Here is a 17,611-nt window from a genome sequence, read left to right on the forward strand (position 1 = left end):
TTTTTTAAAGCGGTCAAAGCAATTGGCCGCTTTTTTCATTGTTATTTTTATGAGAATTTAGGACGAATTATGCACAACCTTATTTTTGCCATTCTATGTAGTGTTGCCGTATCAGTGTTACTCAAAGTTGCGCGCAAGAAAAACATCATTATTGAACAAGCAATAGCGTTCAACTATATTGTCGCCATTTCATTAAGCTATTTCTTACTCAAACCTGATTTCAAAGGATTGGAATTTACTGAATATTTAGCACAAAGTGATAGCACACCTATTTTCCTGGCGTTAGGAATTTTATTACCAACCGTATTTATCATTATGTCTAAAGCAGTTGAATTTGCGGGTATCGTGCGTTCAGATGCAGCACAACGCTTATCGTTATTTCTACCGATTGTTGCCTCTTTTATTATCTTCCATGAAACATTAAGCCAGCCCAAAATCGTTGGCATTATTTTGGCATTCATCGGTTTATTCTGTATTTTGAACAAATCAAATGAACAAAGTGCGGTCAGTTTTAAAGGTATTTTAGGCTTAATCGGTGTTTGGTTTGGTTATGGCACCATTGATATCTTATTCAAACAAGTGGCCAAAAGCGGGGGAGCATTCCCAACTACATTATTCATTGCTTTCTCATTAGCCGCTTGTGTCATGTTCCTGTATTTATTCCTAAAACGCACACAGTGGACAGTGCCAAGCTTTATTGGTGGAATTATTTTAGGTGTATTGAATTTCTTCAATATCCTGTTTTACATTAAAGCGCACCAAAGCTTCGGACAAAACCCAACTTTAGTTTTTGCGGGAATGAATATTGGTGTTATTTGTTTAGGCACCATCACCGGCGCATTTTTCTTTAAAGAAAAAATCAGCAAAATCAACTGGTTTGGTGTTCTTATTAGCCTTTCAGCAATTTTCTGTTTATATTATTTAGATAAAATTTTGGCTTAATTATGGCAAACGATTTTAGTTTTTTTATCTACGATTACGAAAGTTTTGGTATCAATCCGGCAAATGATCGTCCTGCTCAATTTGCTGGTATTCGTACCGATGCAGATTTCAATATCATTGGTGAGCCTATTATGTTGTATTGCAAGCAAACCGATGATTATTTGCCCGCCCCGGAAGCCGTAATGGTCACAGGAATTACACCACAAGAATGTAATGAAAAAGGGATTCCGGAACCTGAATTTGCCGCAAAAATTCTAGCTGAATTTTCACAACCCAATACCTGTGTGATGGGTTACAACAACATTCGTTATGACGATGAAATGACGCGTTATACCTTTTACCGTAACTTCATCGATCCCTATGAATATAGCTGGAAAAATGGCAATTCTCGTTGGGATTTACTGGATTTGGTCCGGGCTTGCTATGCACTGCGTCCAGAAGGGATAAATTGGGCTTATGACGATGATGGTATGCCAAGCTTTCGCTTAGAAAAACTCACTAAAGCAAATGGTATTGAGCATGAAAATGCCCATGATGCGATGGCGGATGTATATGCAACCATCGCTATGGCTAAATTAATCAAAGAAAAGCAGCCTAAATTATTTCAATTCTTCTTTGAGCATAGAGGTAAAAAGGAAATTGAGAAACTGATTGATACCGCGGAAATGACACCATTAGTGCACGTTTCGGGCATGCTAGGGAATTATCGTGGCAATTGTGCTTGGGTGGCACCATTAGCATGGCATCCAACTAATCAAAATGCCGTAATCGTCTGTGATTTATCAGGTGATATTGATAATTTACTCAGTAAAAGTGCGGTTGATTTGCGACAAGATTTATATACCAAGAAAAGCGAGCTAGAAGAAAGGGGAGTTTCATCAGTTCCATTAAAATTGGTTCATATTAATAAATGCCCAATTTTGGCGCCTGCAAAAACGTTACTGCCAGAAAATGCAGCTCGTTTAGGGATAGACAGACAACATTGCTTAGATAATTTAGCAAAATTACGCCAATCCTTAGATATTCGCGAGAAAGTTATTGAAATCTTCTCAGAAGAACGCGAATTTGAGCCGAGTGATAATGTAGAAACTGAACTTTATAGCGGTTTCTTTAGCAATGCCGATAAAAACAATATGGCTATTTTACGTGATTTACCAGCAGAGAAATTAGCTGAGCATGGTTTAGCATTTGAAGATAAACGAATTCCAGAATTGTTATTCCATTATCGTGCAAGACATTTCTATAAAACTCTACATCGTGCAGAGCAAATCAAATGGCAAAAATATCGCCAACGTAAATTAGAACAAAGTGCGGTTAAATTTGAAGAAAGTTTACAACGGTTAGCAGAGGAATATTCGGATAATCCAACTAAGCTAAATTTACTACAACAGGTTTATGAATACGGTGCAAAACTGTTATCTTAATCTTATACATATCGTGACATAGTCACACAAATGTCAATCATCAAAAACGTAAATCTTATCCATGAGATTTACGTTTTTCTTTTTTTAAATCTGATGATATTCACCTCATAAAATAACGCAGAATTCACGTAGCGTTGCCATTATTTTGATACATATAAACTTCTTTATTTTTTCCTTACATAACAACTTTAGAGTGTATAAATCATTATTTAATCTTATTACAAGGTACTTTAGAGCTAGGTTTTGCATCGCTTAAGTGGTATTTGCAACCTGTGTATAACTATGTGATCTTATTAATACGTAGCCATTACTAACCTTGTAATTGATTTCGCATAATGATTTTCGGATTATGTTACAATTTGAAGCGCGGTATAATGGCGGAGCACCGCGCAAGAATTTACACATAATCCGCCGTTATGCAAAATTGGTTAACTTTATTAAAATTTGTACACCTTTTTCAAAATCTGTGCACCTTTATGAAAATCTGTGCACCTTTATATTTAAATATTTGAATTTATGGCAAATATTATATTGAAAGATATAACGCCTATACACTTTCTAAATGCTGTTAGATTACTAAAGGCTGATGATTATAGGGTTTATTGCACGTTAGATATGATAGAGATCAGATTTGATACAAAACGATTTTATATGCCCGAAGAAACTCAAGCGCGCTTTGACCTTTGCAAACATTTAGCCGCATTTTTGACAGAGCTAAAAAACTCAAGTGTTCCAGTAGATAAAGAGGAATTTATAAAAGTTTTTAGCCCTGTAGCACTTAGACCATTTTATAGAAGAAAATAACTAGTAATTGTCGTTTTTTTATTCTTTACCGACACTAGCAATCAAAGTTGTATATAAATAGGTTCCATTATTGAAGCTTGCTGTTGCGGTTGATACTTTAATATCGAATATTATATTACCACCTAAACTTTCGGTTAGTGATTTTAGTTCATTAATACCATCAGCAAAAGATAAATCACCTTTATTACCAAAAATGGACTGCATTAGCGATTTTTTATTAATTTGAGTAGTATAAGTTGTTGTGCAAACATCCAGTATATCAATGTCTTTAATATTAACTGGTGTACCTGTAATGACTTTAACGCTCATTTTTATCTCCTTAATTAGTTGCTTGAAAAACACTCAAAAAGTTCGGGAGTTCTGTAACACCCGAACTTTGGTGCAATATTCTGCACTTTTTAGCTTTCGTAAGGCTTATTATATTCATCTTCATTTATGTGTAAATTAGTTACTTTAGCATAATCAAGGCTCAGTAAGCCTTTTTCATTTACTTTTACACATTGAACAATATTCTCAATTAAATAGTGAACAATATCACTTTCTTTATATGGCTTTTGGTGCCCTGCCATGATTGCTTTCTTAGTCAATTCGAAAGATATATCTTTCAAATCAATTGCTTCCTGTTTTTTCAATCTAATTGTTTTATCTGTAGTTACATTTTTTAATTTAGCACCTTAATAATTTATTAATTTAATATTTTATTATTATACTTTGTATACAAGTTTTATCATCTACATATTGGCAAGATATTTGTAACAGGTGTATTTTATCATCAAATGTTATTTGTTATATGTATATTAACATGAATTTTTTTATCGACTGGTTAGAGATAGAACAAGATTTTTGGGTAGAGATTCCAGAATCTATTCTTCGTTCTATTTTTGATTTTGGAATGATAGGAATTCATTTAGATACAGGGGAACTTCAGACAGGGATTAGAACAGGTAAATATCATCATAAAGGTAGTTTTTGTGATGAAGTAAGCATAAAAATTTCAGGTTCAGTTATTCGAATGTCTGGAAACCCAAGCCGATGGGGCAGGGTTGAGAATTTGATTGGATTTGAAGAAATTGATAGTTGCGTAGCTTGTTTTAATTCAATTCTTTTTTCACTCAAATTACCACAGTTTACACGTTGCACCGAGATTTTTTATAGACAAGGTGAAGATAGTACAAAAGTTCAGAAATTCTCTGATGGAGCAATTATTAAGCGTTTAGATATAACAACAAATAAATCTGTCGGAAGTGGTAATGAGCGTACATTTTTAAAAGCTCTTTCTCAAATGCGTTATCGTAACTCTATTGGGAGACTTCATACTAATGGCTGCACTGTTGATTGGTTGAGTGAGAAAGGTAATGCCAATCTTATTTATCCGAGTTGCTACATTAAACATGAAGAATTAAGGGTACATTCTTATGAAAAAATTAAGCGTAAATTTGGAGAAAATTCACCTGAATTTAAGTATTACAAAGACGTTTATGAATATTGTGAAAAAAATGGTGTGGTTAGGTTTGAACAAAAATTAAAGTCAAGATATTTGCAAAAAGAAAATTTATGTTATTGGGGTATTAGTGATTTTTCGAAACTAGAACTTTTAAATCAAGGATTTATTGATATGTATAAAAAATTAAGTGTTAGCAAAATTGAATTAGAAAGTATCGCAGAACAATTAGTATCTCAAGGAGTAGTTGATACATTAAGAAAGGCTAATACATCAGCTTTTTATGCAATGAAATGGGCTAGTGGTCAGAATTTAGATCTTGCAGAACGTCAATTTAAGACACATAGAGCAAGACTAAGAAAAATTGGGATAGATATTGCTAATCCTTGTGATATTGAAAAGTTTAAGGCCGTTCGAGTGGTATCTTGTGAACATATTTTCGTTAGACCATTCAAAGCCCCTGATTTTTATCAATTTCCAAGTAATGCACCTAATTTACGTTTTGCTGTTTAATGATGTAAATGAATGTATTTGAATTTTTAACCAATGATTAGGAGAAAATTATGCGTACTGGTTTTTATATTGTAGGAACGTTAAAAGGTTATAAATCTTTATCTTTTACTAACCGAGAAACGGGAGAAGTAAAAGAACGCCATAATATGGGGATTCAATTACAAGAGCCTGATGGCTACGGTGGTTATAACACATCAATTCAAGAAATTAAGATTGATGATCGCTCTATGAATGATGCGTTAAGAAATACGATTAACCGTTTAAAAGATAAATTAGTGATGATCTTAGTTTATCCGCGTGAATGGGCTATGGAAAATGGGCGTAAAGGGATTACATATAATTTTGATGAAAGTTCAGTTATTGAGGAATTAAAACAATAATTGAGCTTCATTAAATGGTGTTCATTTATGATTAATGAAACTGTTGTTACAGCAAAATTTTGTCATCCTTATATGAATTTCGGTAGCGAAAATGGCTGTGATGAAATTGTTTTGAAAATTCCACAGTCCGAAGTGGCGAAACTTCAAACTGTGGAAATTCAAAATAAACCACAGCTAGGCGAGTTTGATATAGGCTTGTTTAGTTATGGTTTAGGGCTTGTCTTAATGTTTTATGTTCTCTCATACGGATTAGGACAAATGATAAAAATGGTTCGTTAGAACCGAGTTTATTTTAGGTGTTTATTATGAAAATGAAAAATGCTTTATCAAATATGTACGTTAAAGCTGGCGTGCTTGCTACTTTAGCGATGTCTTCAACAGCTTTTGCATCATAACAGGGGCAAACAAATTATCTTGATGCTTTGATTGCTAAAATTGATGTAGCACCAATTATTACTGGTGTTGTGGCTGTTGCAGGTACGATTATGGGCGTTGCAGTTGTTGTAATGGGTATCAAAAAAGTAGCTCGAATGTTGAACGCATTTTAGTCAATCGTAGAGCAAATTTATAAAGGGGCTTTATGTCCCTTTTTTATTAAGGATTTAAATATGTGGGAGTTAATGAGCTTTTTTACAGGGGTTCTATGTGGTTGGGCTGTTATTCAAGGATTAAAAAGTTAGTTGTTTATTTTTGTATTGCACAACTGATTTATTCTTCAACATTTGTTTATGCAAATCCAGCGGTCGCATTAGTTGCAAGACCGTTATTAAGTCGGGTATTTACACAAGTTGTAACTAAAAGAGCCGCATTAGTTGCCGCAAATGATGCCGTTTTTGCAAGACTTGCAACAACACAAACTTTTAAAGCTGTTGGCAAGACTGCAGCGAATGACGCCAAATTTGCATTAGGTGCTATATCAAGTTTAAGACACGCAAAAGATATTTCTTGGGTGCATTTGGCTCTGGCTTCGGGGGTAATTTCATTATCTGATTTGAATATACCTGAAAATGAAAATATCGGAATTACCTTTGAACCAACCGCAGTAAAATTATCTGATGGGCGTTATGCAATTCAAGTAAATGGAGAAACTAAAATTGTTAATGTTCAACCAAGTTTGCAAGATCCTGTCATTTATAGATATTCAAAAGAAAAAAATCAATTTTCAGATAATGTAGATTATATTTATAAATCTGATGTTTTAAGTAATAAGTATAAATACTTTGACACATTAAGAACAGGGGAGTACGCCCAATCAAATTCTATTCAAAAGTTATCTGAATATATTTCCCAAGAAGAATTCGGCGGTAAAGGAGAAGAAACTTATGAAGAAGCCGATATTGACGGTAGAAAATATAAGTATTTATCATCAAAAACAGATGTGGTTAATACATATCTAAGACATAAACAAAGAGGAACAAGTATTTATCCTGAAGTTAGACAAACTTTTACATATAAAGAATTACGTGATGATTTTGAAGCCGTATCATCAGCGTTTACTGGAAATTCTTAGGTTCATTCATTTAATAAACCTGAAGAAACAGATTATAAAATTTCAACACGAGTAAATAATGTTACTTATATTAGTTTTGAAGAAAATGAAAATTTTATTGGCGATTTCCCTGTAACAACCTCACAGGAAGAAGAATTAGGTTAAATTTCTGATATAGATAGTGGTTTATTTAATACTCGTCCTTTAACAGCTGAAAAAGTTGCGAATATGTACAATGCTATGTTGTTGTCTGCGGCTGCACAGTCTGATTATCAAGGTTTACCTTTTAATTCAACTAATCCAGTTACAGCAACCGAAGTAAGAACAGCCCTAAATGAGCTGGCTTTGTCTAATCCCACGTTAGCTGATTTATTTGCAAAAGCAGGAACAGGAGATCAACTTGATTTTGATGTAAATGTTGATGTTGCACCGAATACAAGTGTTTCCCATAATACTGGAAATAATAAGAATAATGAACAAGAAGATTATGGTACGCCTGAATACTCTGAATTAGAAATGCCAACAGCACAAGAAATCTTAGATCCTTTTAAAAAATTCTTTCCAACATTGCAAAATTTCAAATTAAAAGGGCTGTCTGCTACTTGTCCAACTTGGTCTTTTGATATTTGGAATAAGCATTTTACGATTGATAGCCATTGTGGATTATTGGAAGAACAACGACAGTTAATACAATCAATTTTTACTATTTTATGGGCATTTATTGCATTACGTCATCTGCTTACTGCATAAGGGGGATTTATGGGAAAACTTATTTTATCTTTATTTAGTGGTTTATTAGGTTTTGTTTTTAAAGGTATTGTAGCTAAATTCTTTGTATTTTTTGCTTTATTTTATATTACAACGGAGTTTATTCCTGTTGTCATTGTTCTATTTATTCCTGATAACCTTATCCCAGATTTAAATTCATTGTTTGGATATTTGCCTAGCAGTATGTGGTATTTCCTGAATTTAATTGAATTTCCTTTTGGCGTTTCGTTATTTATTTCTGCATTGCTTGCTCGTTTCATTATTCGTAGATTACCAATTATAGGATAAAAATTATGGCGATTTCAGCTTATGTAGGCGTGCCTGGTAGTGGTAAATCTTATGAAGTGGTTAAATCTGTGATTTTGCCAGCAATTGCAACAGGGCGTAGGGTAGTATCTAACGTTTACGGTTTAGATAAGGAAAAAATTCATCAGTATTTACTAAAAAATAAACGAAAATTAACCGTAGAGCAGCTTGGTGATTTGGTTTATGTAGAAAATGAATAATGTTTAGATCCTAAATTTTTACCGTCAATGGAAGATCAAGATACCTTTTGCAAAGCTGGAGACTTGATTGTAATAGATGAAGTTTGGCGAATTTGGGGAAGTGATAAAGATATCCCTAAAAATCATCGTTCATTTATTGCAGAACATCGCCATTTTGCACATGCTGAAACAGGTGTTACTTGCGATCTTGTTGTGATAAATCAAGATGTTGCTCAAATCCCAAGATTTATTAAAGATCGTATTGAAACAACCTATCGAATGCAAAAGCACATTGCTTTAGGTCTTCGCAATCGCTATCGAGTTGATGTATTTCAGGGCATTAAATTATTCAAAAATAACCGAATGAATTACTACCAAGAAAAGTATGATAAAGATATTTTTGAATTATATAAATCTTATGAAAATACCAATGCAAAAGAAAGCGTAACTGATAAACGGCAATCTATATTTTCATCAACAAAAACGTTATTTTTTATCGTGGCAACGCCAATTTTGCTTGGTGTGTCTGCTTATTTTGTTTATGACTATTTCAACCAATACTTACAACCTGAACAAACAGAAGTTGAAACATCATCAATTGCAAGTGAAGCTACAAGTAAAGTAAATATTGCTATTGAAATGCCTAAGATTAGCAAATCATTATCAACCAAATGGCGAATAACAGGGGAGTTACGTAAGAATAATCAAGCCTTTGTTGTATTGTCTGATAATCAAGGTCGATTACGTCTGGAGCCAAGAAGCCAATTTATTTTCAGTGGTCGAATGCTACAAGGAGAAATTGATAATCAGATTGTCAATTACTATTCGGGAGAAATGAAATGAAGCGTTATTTAACCGTACTTTTTGCTTTTTTATCCATATCAGCAACTGCAAAAAGTGTAGATTTTAAACTGGAATCTGTACCGCTGTCAAAAGCAATATCAATGATTTATGATGAAGTGTTAAATAAGCCTTATATGTTAGATCCAAAACTGGCGGAAGATAAACGTTTATTAAGTTTTCATACTACGGAAGAACAAGATTTCAATGAGTTCTTAACACTTTATTTTGAAAATATTAATATAAAAGGTGTATGAGAAAAAAGGTGTTGTATATCTTGCTCATATTGAGCCTCAACCTAAAAAAGTGATGAAAAATAGCTTTGTTTATAGTCCGATTTATCGTGATACTGAATACTTGTCGCAGTTTTTAAAAGATGAGGAAGGGGCAGTGTCAGCAAGCGGTGATAAGTTGGTTTATTATGGTAAAACAGAAGATATTGCACGAGTAAAATCTGTTTTAAAAGGTGTCGATGTACCAAGTCGTGAAGTTGTTGTAACAGGCTATGTTTTTGAAGTACAAACAGAAGAAAAAGAGGGAAGTGGAATTAATTTATTGGCGAAACTGCTTAAGGTAAGCTTGGTATTAATATTGGCGTTAAACAAAATTATGAAAACTTTATCACGGTAAATACGGGAAATTTAGATGCTATGATTGAGTTATTTCGTACAGATAGTCGCTTTCATGTTGTAAGTTCGCCAACGCTTAGAGTTAAATCAGGCTCAAAAGGTAATTTTTCAGTTGGGTCTGATGTGTCAGTGTTAGGTGCTGTGACATATGATAGAGACGGTAGAGCCGTGCAATCAATCGAATATCGTTCAAGTGGTGTGATTTTTGATATTCAACCTACAATTAAAAATAATGCTATTGATTTGAAAATCAATCAACAATTATCTAACTTTGTTAAGACTGACACAGGCGTTAATCAATCACCGACTTTAATAAAACGCGACATTGTCACAGATGTAACGTTAAAAGTGGGGATATTGTTGTGTTAGGTGGTTTGGCTGAAAATAAGATAACAGAAGGGGAAACAGGGTTTAGTTTTTTACCTAAAGGCATTTTAAGTGGTAGTTCTAAATCAAATTCAAAGACTGACATTATCATTCTTTTGCAAGTAAAAGAAATTTAATAGCCAGAAATAAAAATTCCGCCCGCAGTTTAACGAGGACGGGATTTTTATTTCTGGCGAGTGTAATTATTTTCCGTTTGCGGAAAATGGAAGGCAAAACCCGCGGATTTTGCCGGAAATCATGCTCGATGAGATTTGAAAAAATGAATTCATTGCGCTCGGCATTCTTCAAAAAATCACAGCAATTAATGCGCCTTCTGCAGAACCTTTATAGCCACGTCCTTTACGCTGATTAGATAATGCGAAACGCATCGTGTGCCTTTACATTTCCTTGACATTCAAATTTAACCATTCAATAAAACGATAAAATAGCTCGTTACAACGTGTTATCTGTCCTTATTTTGTCTTGTTTTACTAGTACCTGTGACTTGTGTATAACTGTGTGATTTATTTAATCCGCAGTTTTCGCTAACCTGATAACTAATTTCGCATAATGTATATTATGTTAAATGTAATATATAGACATGTCACAAATATAAATAGATAACTATCCTACTTTAATGCATTGGTCAAAATAAGGTGATTTTGGGTTGTGGATATAAAAGAAATAAATGGATGTCTTTGAAATGGAATAATTAGAATTAGTATGAAATTTGTAGATAACGCTATGTGAATTCTGAATACAATTCGTACATCAATTCTGCAGATTTCATTATTCTTGATCTGATAATGAGAATTTATTTTATATATATCACATAAATGAGAATAGTTAACATTGATTTCTCTTTTGTTATTAGTGACTTATAAAAATAATTTTAAAAAAATAGTTGACTATTCTCATTTGCGAGATTAGAATGCACACCGATGACAAGTTAAGCAGTCTTGTTTTTATTTTTAATCTCTACTTAATAAGGAAAGGAGTTGGTTATGCTTAATAAAGCAATCGCAGATAAGTTAAATGAACAAATCAATTTAGAGTTCTACTCTTCTAATGTTTATTTACAAATGAGTTCTTGGTGTAGCAAGCACGGTTATGAAGGTGCTGCAGCATTTTTACTTCGTCATGCTGATGAAGAATTAGAACACATGCAAAAATTATTCAAATATGTGAGTGAAACAAGTGGTATGCCACTTTTAGGTAAAATTGTCGCACCTAAGAATGACTACAAATCACTTAAAGAAGTATTTGAAACCACACTTGAACATGAAAAACTCGTTACTTCTAAAATTAATGAATTAGTTGAAGTGACTTTTGCAAACAAAGACTATTCTACTTTTAACTTCTTACAATGGTACGTTGCAGAACAACACGAAGAAGAAAAATTATTCAATAGCATTATTGATAAATTTAACTTAGTAGGTGAAGACGGTCGTTCGCTTTACTTTATCGATCGTGATTTAGCAACATTATAATTTTAAAAGGAGAATACAAAATGTTATCATCAAACGTAATCAAATTATTAAATGATCAAATGAACCTTGAGTTCTACTCTTCAAACCTTTACTTACAAATGAGCGCATGGTGTGAACAAAATGGTTTTGAAGGTGCAGCTAAATTCTTATCAGCTCACGCTGCAGAAGAAATGCAACACATGCGTAAATTATTCACTTATTTAAATGAAACTGGTGCATTAGCGGTAATCACTGCAATTGAGGCGCCTTCGCATGAGTACAAATCATTAAAAGAAATCATTGAATTAACTTACAAACACGAAAAATTGATCACAAGTAAAATCAATGAATTAGTGGGTAAAACTTTTGAAGAAAAAGACTACTCTGCATTCAATTTCTTACAATGGTATGTTGCAGAACAACACGAAGAAGAGAAATTATTCAGCGGTATTTTAGACAAATTAAATCTTCTTGGCGAAGATGGCAAAGGCTTATTCTTAATTGATAAAGATTTAGGTAACCTTGCTGGTCAAACTGCTTAATTAGATAATCATAAAGCTTAGTAGAAATACTAAGCTTTTATTTCACTCATAAATTGTGACAACGTATCAAATTATTTTAAACTTCCCTTTTATCTTTGAATACAAGTTGATGAAATTTAAAACAACCACACCTTTTTAATGAAATTTTACTTGCAACGAAGTAAGATAAACGTATAATTCAGAACAACCCAAATGCCTGGGTGGCGAAATTGGTAGACGCAGCGGATTCAAAATCCGCCGGTGAATAACCGTGTCGGTTCGAGTCCGACCCTAGGCACCACAGAATTTATAAGCTCTGAAGTTATTCAGGGCTTTTTTATTAGCTAAAGTAAATCAATATGACAGAACAAAACCAAGATAAAAAACAAACTTATAATTTCAATAAACTGCAAAAACGTCTTCGCCGTAATGTTGGCAACGCAATTGCTGATTTTGGCATGATTGAAGAGGGTGATAAAGTAATGGTTTGTCTTTCTGGTGGTAAAGACAGTTATACACTTCTTGATATTTTGTTGAATTTACAACAAAGCGCACCGATTAAATTTGATATCGTTGCAGTCAATCTAGACCAAAAACAGCCAGGTTTTCCTGAGCATGTTTTACCTGAATATCTACAAAGTATTGGTGTGGATTATAAAATAGTTGAAGAAAATACTTATGGCATCGTGAAAGAGAAAATTCCAGAAGGCAAAACAACGTGTTCTCTCTGCTCTCGTCTACGCCGTGGTATTTTATACCGTACGGCAACTGAACTTGGCGCAACAAAAATTGCACTAGGACACCATCGTGATGATATGCTGGCTACCCTGTTTCTGAATATGTTCTACGGTGGGAAACTAAAATCTATGCCACCTAAATTAATTTCAGATGACGGCAAGCAAATTGTGATTCGTCCATTGGCTTATTGTAAAGAAAAAGATATTGAAAAATATGCCGTAGCGAAAGAATTCCCAATTATCCCTTGTAATTTGTGTGGTTCTCAACCTAATTTACAACGTCAAGTCGTGAAAGAAATGTTAAATACTTGGGATCGTCAATATCCTGGACGTTTGGAAACCATGTTTAGTGCGATGCAAAATATTACGTTGTCACACTTATGTGACCCAAAACTCTTCGATTTCAAAGGCATTAAACATGGTCAATCACTTGATGGCATTGAAGGGGATACCGCATTTGATGAAGAACGTATCGAACCAATGAAATTTGATGATGAAGAAGCGTCTGACTACGCCGATAACGAAATGATCAGCTTTAAAGAAGTGAATTAATATGATTACCGTACAAGGAAAACAAATCGAAACCGACGCCTTTGGCTATTTACTTAATATTGCTGATTGGAATGAAGATGTAGCAAAACACATCGCTCAGCTAGAAGATGTAGACCTGACCGACGCTCACTGGGAAGTGATTTATTTTGTGCGTGATTTTTACCAAGAATATAACACCTCTCCTGCGATTCGAATGCTGGTAAAAGCAATGTCAGAAAAATTAGGTGCTGATAAAGGCAATAGCCGCTATTTGCAACGACTCTTCCCTGACGGACCAGCCAAGCAAGCAACCAAACTGGCGGGTCTGCCAAAACCAGCTAAATGTTTATAAAATAACGTAACCGCACGATAAAGTGCGGTTATTTTTTACTTAAATTCTATCAAATGGATTAATTACGCTTACGCGTTAAGTAAAGAAAATGCTGAGCAAATCTTAAAAGGTTTATCACCTATTAAGTAGTATTTTCAATTTATATATTTATCTATATAATGTCTACTCTGTTTAACTCAAACATAAGGAAATGCTAAATGAAAATTAGTGCAAGAAACCAACTTAAAGGTACTGTAAAATCAATCGAAACCGGTTCTGTGAACGCAATCGTACACATTGATATCGGTAACGGTAACGTAATTTCTTCTACCATCTCTATCGATGCAGTAAAAGAATTAGGTTTAGCTGTTGGTAAAGAAGCATATGCGATTATCAAAGCAACCTCTGTAATGGTTGGTGTTGAATAATCTCAACTAAACTGTTCAGAATTCTCTATAACCGCGCTTTAAAGTGCGGTTATTTTTTTGTCTTTTTTCTCCTTTTTAGAAATCTTAAAGTGCAGACTTTTCATTTATTAATTTTATTCATTCAAAACCTGAAAATTATGAAGTTGTGTAATTTAAGATTCTATTGCATTCTATATTTGAACAGACGTTTAGACGTCTAAACCAACAAAATAATAGAAGGATTAATTATGACAACATTTCATTTAGCAGGATTTCCGCGCGTAGGCGCAAAGCGTGAACTTAAATTTGCTCAAGAGCGTTACTGGCGTGGCGAAATTGCGGAAGCGGATTTATTAGATATTGCAAAAAGATTACGTGAACTTAACTGGCAACACCAAGCCAAGGCAAATGCCGATTTTGTCGCGGTGGCTGATTTCACACTTTACGATCACATTTTAGATTTACAAGTAGCAACAGGTGCAATTCCTGCTCGCTTTGGTTTCGATAGCCAAAACTTAACACTCGATCAATATTTCCAGTTGGCGCGTGGCAATAAAACCCAATTTGCGATTGAAATGACAAAATGGTTCGATACCAACTACCACTATCTTGTACCAGAATTCCATAAAGAGACGCAATTTAAAGCAAACCCAGCACATTATGTGACACAAATTCGTGAAGCTAAAGCGCTTGGGTATCAAGTTAAACCAACAATCGTTGGTCCACTCACCTTCCTTTGGTTAGGTAAAGAAAAAGGTGCGACATTTAATCGCTTTGATTTATTAGCACAACTCGTGCCGGTTTATGTTGAAATCTTAAATACGTTAGCTGCGGAAGGTGTGGAATACATTCAAATTGATGAATCTGCTCTCACCTTAGATTTACCGGCAGAATGGATTGCGGCTTATAAAGCGGTTTACGCCACTTTTGCTGAACAAGTGAAAGCAAAATTATTGCTTGCGACTTATTTCGGTTCTGTGGCAGAACACGCTGATTTGTTAAAAGCCTTACCTGTAGCAGGTTTGCACATCGATTTAGTGCGCGCACCGGAACAACTTACTGCCTTTGCGGATTATGACAAAATCTTATCTGTAGGCATCATTGATGGCCGTAATATTTGGCGGGCAAACTTAAATCAAGTGTTAGATGTGGTTGAGCCATTAAAAGTGAAATTAGGTGAGCGTTTATGGATTGCACCAAGTTGTTCTCTCCTCCATACACCTTATGATTTAGAGGTTGAAACGCAACTCCAAGCAAATAAGCCTGAGCTTTATCAATGGTTGGCTTTCACGTTACAAAAAATTCAAGAATTACGCATTATTAAGACCGCACTAGAACAAGGCCGTGAAGCAGTTCAAGCCGAATTAGAGGCTTCTCAAGTAGCTGCGGATGCACGTAAAAACTCGCGTGAAATTCACCGCACTTGTGTGGCAGAACGTTTAGCAAATCTACCGAAAAATGCTGACCAACGTAAATCGCCATTTTCAGAACGTATTAAATTACAAAATGCGTGGTTAAATTTACCACTTCTACCCACCACGAATATTGGTTCTTTCCCACAAACGACAGCAATTCGTCATGCGCGTGCAGCCTTCAAAAAAGGCGAACTCAGCTTAGCTGATTACGAAACTGCAATGAAAAAAGAAATTGAATTTGTTGTACGTGAGCAAGAAAAATTAGACTTAGATGTATTGGTACATGGCGAAGCAGAACGTAACGACATGGTGGAATATTTCGGCGAACTACTCGATGGTTTTGCGTTCACCAAATTTGGTTGGGTACAAAGTTATGGTTCTCGTTGCGTAAAACCGCCTGTGATTTACGGTGATGTTACTCGTCCAGAACCAATGACGGTACGTTGGTCACAATATGCTCAAAGCCTTACCAATAAAGTGATGAAAGGCATGCTGACTGGTCCGGTCACGATCTTACAATGGTCTTTCGTGCGTAACGATATTTCTCGTGAAACGGTCTGTAAACAAATTGCGGTAGCGCTTTCTGATGAAGTATTAGATTTAGAAAAGGCAGGCATCAAAGTCATTCAAATTGATGAGCCGGCTATTCGTGAAGGTTTACCGTTAAAACGTGCAGATTGGGAGGCTTATTTGAAATGGGCGGGTGAAGCCTTCCGTTTAAGCTCAATGGGTTGCCAAGATGATACTCAAATTCATACACATATGTGTTATTCCGAATTTAACGACATTCTACCGGCTATTGCAGCCTTAGATGCCGATGTCATTACTATCGAAACCTCGCGTTCTGACATGGAATTACTCACCGCATTTGGTGATTTCAAATACCCGAATGATATTGGCCCAGGTGTATATGACATTCATAGTCCACGCGTGCCTGCGGCTGAAGAAATTGAACATCTTCTTCGCAAAGCATTACAAGTGGTGCCGAAAGAACGTTTATGGGTAAACCCAGACTGTGGTTTAAAAACGCGCGGTTGGCCTGAAACAATTGCGGCATTAAAAGTGATGGTTGATGTTACGAAAAAATTACGTGCTGAATTAGCATAAAATCAGTAAAAAGAAAGGCGAACATGAGAGATTATCTCTGTTCGCCCTTTCTTTTAGTCCAAAAACTAATTCATTTTTGACCGCACTTACAGGCTAATATATTCCATTTTCACCTTGCAGAGGCTCTTCAATAACTGCTCTGCCATCTTGCGATGACTTAAACGAAAAGGCTTCTCTGCAAATACTACACGCTCAATTTTTGATACATCCAATTGATTTAAGTAAGCAAAATTAATCGCTGTTTGCATAGCGGGTAAGCTTGGGTTGAATGCCGCATTTTCTGCATATCGACCACAAATCATTTCCCCATTTTTAAATAAAATGCCTATACCATGAGGGCTTTTAGAATAAGGTGAATGTGCTCGGTTTGCCCCTAAAATTGCTTTATTTGCCACTTCATCTTCCGTCGTCAAAGTGAAACCTTGTTCTTCTTTGTTTAATAGAAGCAAATCAACACCTAAATCTTTCGGGCCGAAGCTATCGGGTAAATATTGAGGAAGTGGATTATTTTGGCTGTGTGGCAAATGGATCTTCAAATCTTCTGCTTGATAAAGCTCATTCATAAATTGACGGCAGTGACCACAAGGCGTGTAATTCACCACGATATCGGTGATGCGAGGTTCATTGCGTAACCATGCATGGCTAATCGCACTTTGTTCAGCATGGATGGTTTGAGCCATGCTACTACCCTTAAACTCTTGATTCGCCCCAAAGTAAAAATCACCACTTTCACCAATCGCAATCGCGCCAACATGAAATTCTGAAATGGGTGTGTGACTATAACAAGCCGCTACGGGCAAAAGCGCCAAACCTAATTGAACAGGCGTAAGCTTAAATTCATCACAAATTGACCGCACTTTTTCAGCAGGTAAAAAACCTTTCCATTCTTGTTCTTCTAACGCAGAAAGAATTGCATTTGAAAGTGGCGAATCGGCTAATGCTTGTTGAATTTTTTGTTGCATATTAAATCTCCTTATTTTTATATGCCCATTCTACGATATTTGAGAAAAAA

19 protein-coding genes, 1 tRNA gene and 2 pseudogenes are annotated in these 17,611 nt (G+C 34.9%); 19 read left to right on the forward strand and 3 right to left on the reverse strand.

The window, feature by feature from the left end; translation table 11 throughout:
• Positions 1-69 precede the first annotated feature (69 nt).
• From A9500_RS09220 to A9500_RS09230, 3 genes are all read left to right on the forward strand, one after another.
• Complete coding sequence (locus tag A9500_RS09220) at positions 70-942, forward strand: DMT family transporter (protein WP_049365492.1); 873 nt, start codon at positions 70-72, stop codon at positions 940-942.
• 2 nt (positions 943-944) lie between these two features.
• A complete protein-coding gene (sbcB, locus tag A9500_RS09225; protein WP_065244708.1) occupies positions 945-2,366 on the forward strand; it encodes an exodeoxyribonuclease I in 1,422 nt (473 codons plus the stop codon).
• 516 nt (positions 2,367-2,882) lie between these two features.
• Positions 2,883-3,170, forward strand: coding sequence for a hypothetical protein (locus A9500_RS09230; protein WP_065244709.1), 288 nt, complete (start codon positions 2,883-2,885; stop codon positions 3,168-3,170).
• An 18-nt stretch (positions 3,171-3,188) separates the two neighbouring features.
• On the opposite strand, the gene A9500_RS09235 is transcribed toward A9500_RS09230, so the two are convergent.
• Both A9500_RS09235 and A9500_RS09240 read right to left on the reverse strand, forming a co-directional pair.
• On the reverse strand, positions 3,189-3,479 hold the full coding sequence (locus A9500_RS09235) for a hypothetical protein (RefSeq protein ID WP_065244710.1): 291 nt from the start codon (positions 3,477-3,479) through the stop codon (positions 3,189-3,191).
• A gap of 89 nt (positions 3,480-3,568) precedes the next feature.
• Positions 3,569-3,802, reverse strand: coding sequence for a hypothetical protein (locus tag A9500_RS09240; protein ID WP_257005714.1), 234 nt, complete (start codon positions 3,800-3,802; stop codon positions 3,569-3,571).
• Positions 3,803-3,972: 170 nt separating this feature from the next.
• Between A9500_RS09240 and A9500_RS09245 the strand changes: the two genes are divergently transcribed.
• From A9500_RS09245 to metE, 16 genes and pseudogenes are all read left to right on the forward strand, one after another.
• Complete coding sequence (locus tag A9500_RS09245; protein ID WP_065244840.1) at positions 3,973-5,124, forward strand: phage/plasmid replication protein; 1,152 nt, start codon at positions 3,973-3,975, stop codon at positions 5,122-5,124.
• Positions 5,125-5,174: 50 nt separating this feature from the next.
• Positions 5,175-5,504 (forward strand): DNA-binding protein, encoded by a 330-nt coding sequence (locus A9500_RS09250; RefSeq protein ID WP_065244711.1) that lies wholly within the window; start codon positions 5,175-5,177, stop codon positions 5,502-5,504.
• A 27-nt stretch (positions 5,505-5,531) separates the two neighbouring features.
• Positions 5,532-5,783 carry a hypothetical protein gene (locus A9500_RS09255; RefSeq protein WP_065244712.1) on the forward strand — a complete coding sequence of 84 codons (252 nt, stop codon included), beginning with the start codon at positions 5,532-5,534 and terminating at the stop codon, positions 5,781-5,783.
• Between the two features lie 143 nt (positions 5,784-5,926).
• Entirely contained in the window at positions 5,927-6,052 is a 126-nt protein-coding gene (locus A9500_RS10930) for a hypothetical protein (RefSeq protein ID WP_257005715.1), read from the forward strand.
• 62 nt (positions 6,053-6,114) lie between these two features.
• On the forward strand, positions 6,115-7,014 hold the full coding sequence (locus A9500_RS10935) for a hypothetical protein (RefSeq protein ID WP_257005716.1): 900 nt from the start codon (positions 6,115-6,117) through the stop codon (positions 7,012-7,014).
• A gap of 219 nt (positions 7,015-7,233) precedes the next feature.
• Complete coding sequence (locus A9500_RS10940; RefSeq protein ID WP_257005717.1) at positions 7,234-7,743, forward strand: hypothetical protein; 510 nt, start codon at positions 7,234-7,236, stop codon at positions 7,741-7,743.
• Positions 7,744-7,752: 9 nt separating this feature from the next.
• Positions 7,753-8,049: a DUF2523 family protein gene (locus A9500_RS09265; RefSeq protein ID WP_065244713.1), complete on the forward strand. Its 297-nt coding sequence runs from the start codon at positions 7,753-7,755 to the stop codon at positions 8,047-8,049.
• Positions 8,050-8,054: 5 nt separating this feature from the next.
• Positions 8,055-9,089: pseudogene (locus A9500_RS09270) on the forward strand (zonular occludens toxin family protein).
• Positions 9,086-10,218, forward strand: a pseudogene (locus A9500_RS10665) (type II secretion system protein GspD). The pseudogenes A9500_RS09270 and A9500_RS10665 overlap by 4 nt, the downstream one beginning before the upstream one ends.
• An 867-nt stretch (positions 10,219-11,085) precedes the next feature.
• Positions 11,086-11,571, forward strand: coding sequence for a non-heme ferritin (ftnA, locus tag A9500_RS09280; RefSeq protein WP_065244714.1), 486 nt, complete (start codon positions 11,086-11,088; stop codon positions 11,569-11,571).
• Between the two features lie 20 nt (positions 11,572-11,591).
• Positions 11,592-12,092 (forward strand): non-heme ferritin, encoded by a 501-nt coding sequence (gene ftnA / locus A9500_RS09285; protein ID WP_065244715.1) that lies wholly within the window; start codon positions 11,592-11,594, stop codon positions 12,090-12,092.
• Between the two features lie 194 nt (positions 12,093-12,286).
• Positions 12,287-12,372 (forward strand) — tRNA-Leu (locus A9500_RS09290).
• A 58-nt stretch (positions 12,373-12,430) separates the two neighbouring features.
• Positions 12,431-13,360 carry a tRNA 2-thiocytidine(32) synthetase TtcA gene (ttcA, locus tag A9500_RS09295; protein WP_065244716.1) on the forward strand — a complete coding sequence of 310 codons (930 nt, stop codon included), beginning with the start codon at positions 12,431-12,433 and terminating at the stop codon, positions 13,358-13,360.
• 1 nt (position 13,361) lies between these two features.
• On the forward strand, positions 13,362-13,691 hold the full coding sequence (locus A9500_RS09300) for a TusE/DsrC/DsvC family sulfur relay protein (protein ID WP_065244717.1): 330 nt from the start codon (positions 13,362-13,364) through the stop codon (positions 13,689-13,691).
• A 197-nt stretch (positions 13,692-13,888) separates the two neighbouring features.
• Positions 13,889-14,098: a molybdopterin-binding protein gene (locus tag A9500_RS09305; RefSeq protein WP_007525241.1), complete on the forward strand. Its 210-nt coding sequence runs from the start codon at positions 13,889-13,891 to the stop codon at positions 14,096-14,098.
• Between the two features lie 227 nt (positions 14,099-14,325).
• Positions 14,326-16,599 carry a 5-methyltetrahydropteroyltriglutamate--homocysteine S-methyltransferase gene (metE, locus tag A9500_RS09310; RefSeq protein ID WP_065244718.1) on the forward strand — a complete coding sequence of 758 codons (2,274 nt, stop codon included), beginning with the start codon at positions 14,326-14,328 and terminating at the stop codon, positions 16,597-16,599.
• An 86-nt stretch (positions 16,600-16,685) separates the two neighbouring features.
• Here the strand turns inward: metE and cdd are convergent, their stop codons facing one another.
• A complete protein-coding gene (cdd, locus tag A9500_RS09315; RefSeq protein WP_065244719.1) occupies positions 16,686-17,561 on the reverse strand; it encodes a cytidine deaminase in 876 nt (291 codons plus the stop codon).
• Positions 17,562-17,611: the final 50 nt, after the last annotated feature.

It is taken from the genome of Haemophilus sp. CCUG 60358, assembly GCF_001679485.1.
GTDB lineage: Bacteria > Pseudomonadota > Gammaproteobacteria > Enterobacterales > Pasteurellaceae > Haemophilus_D.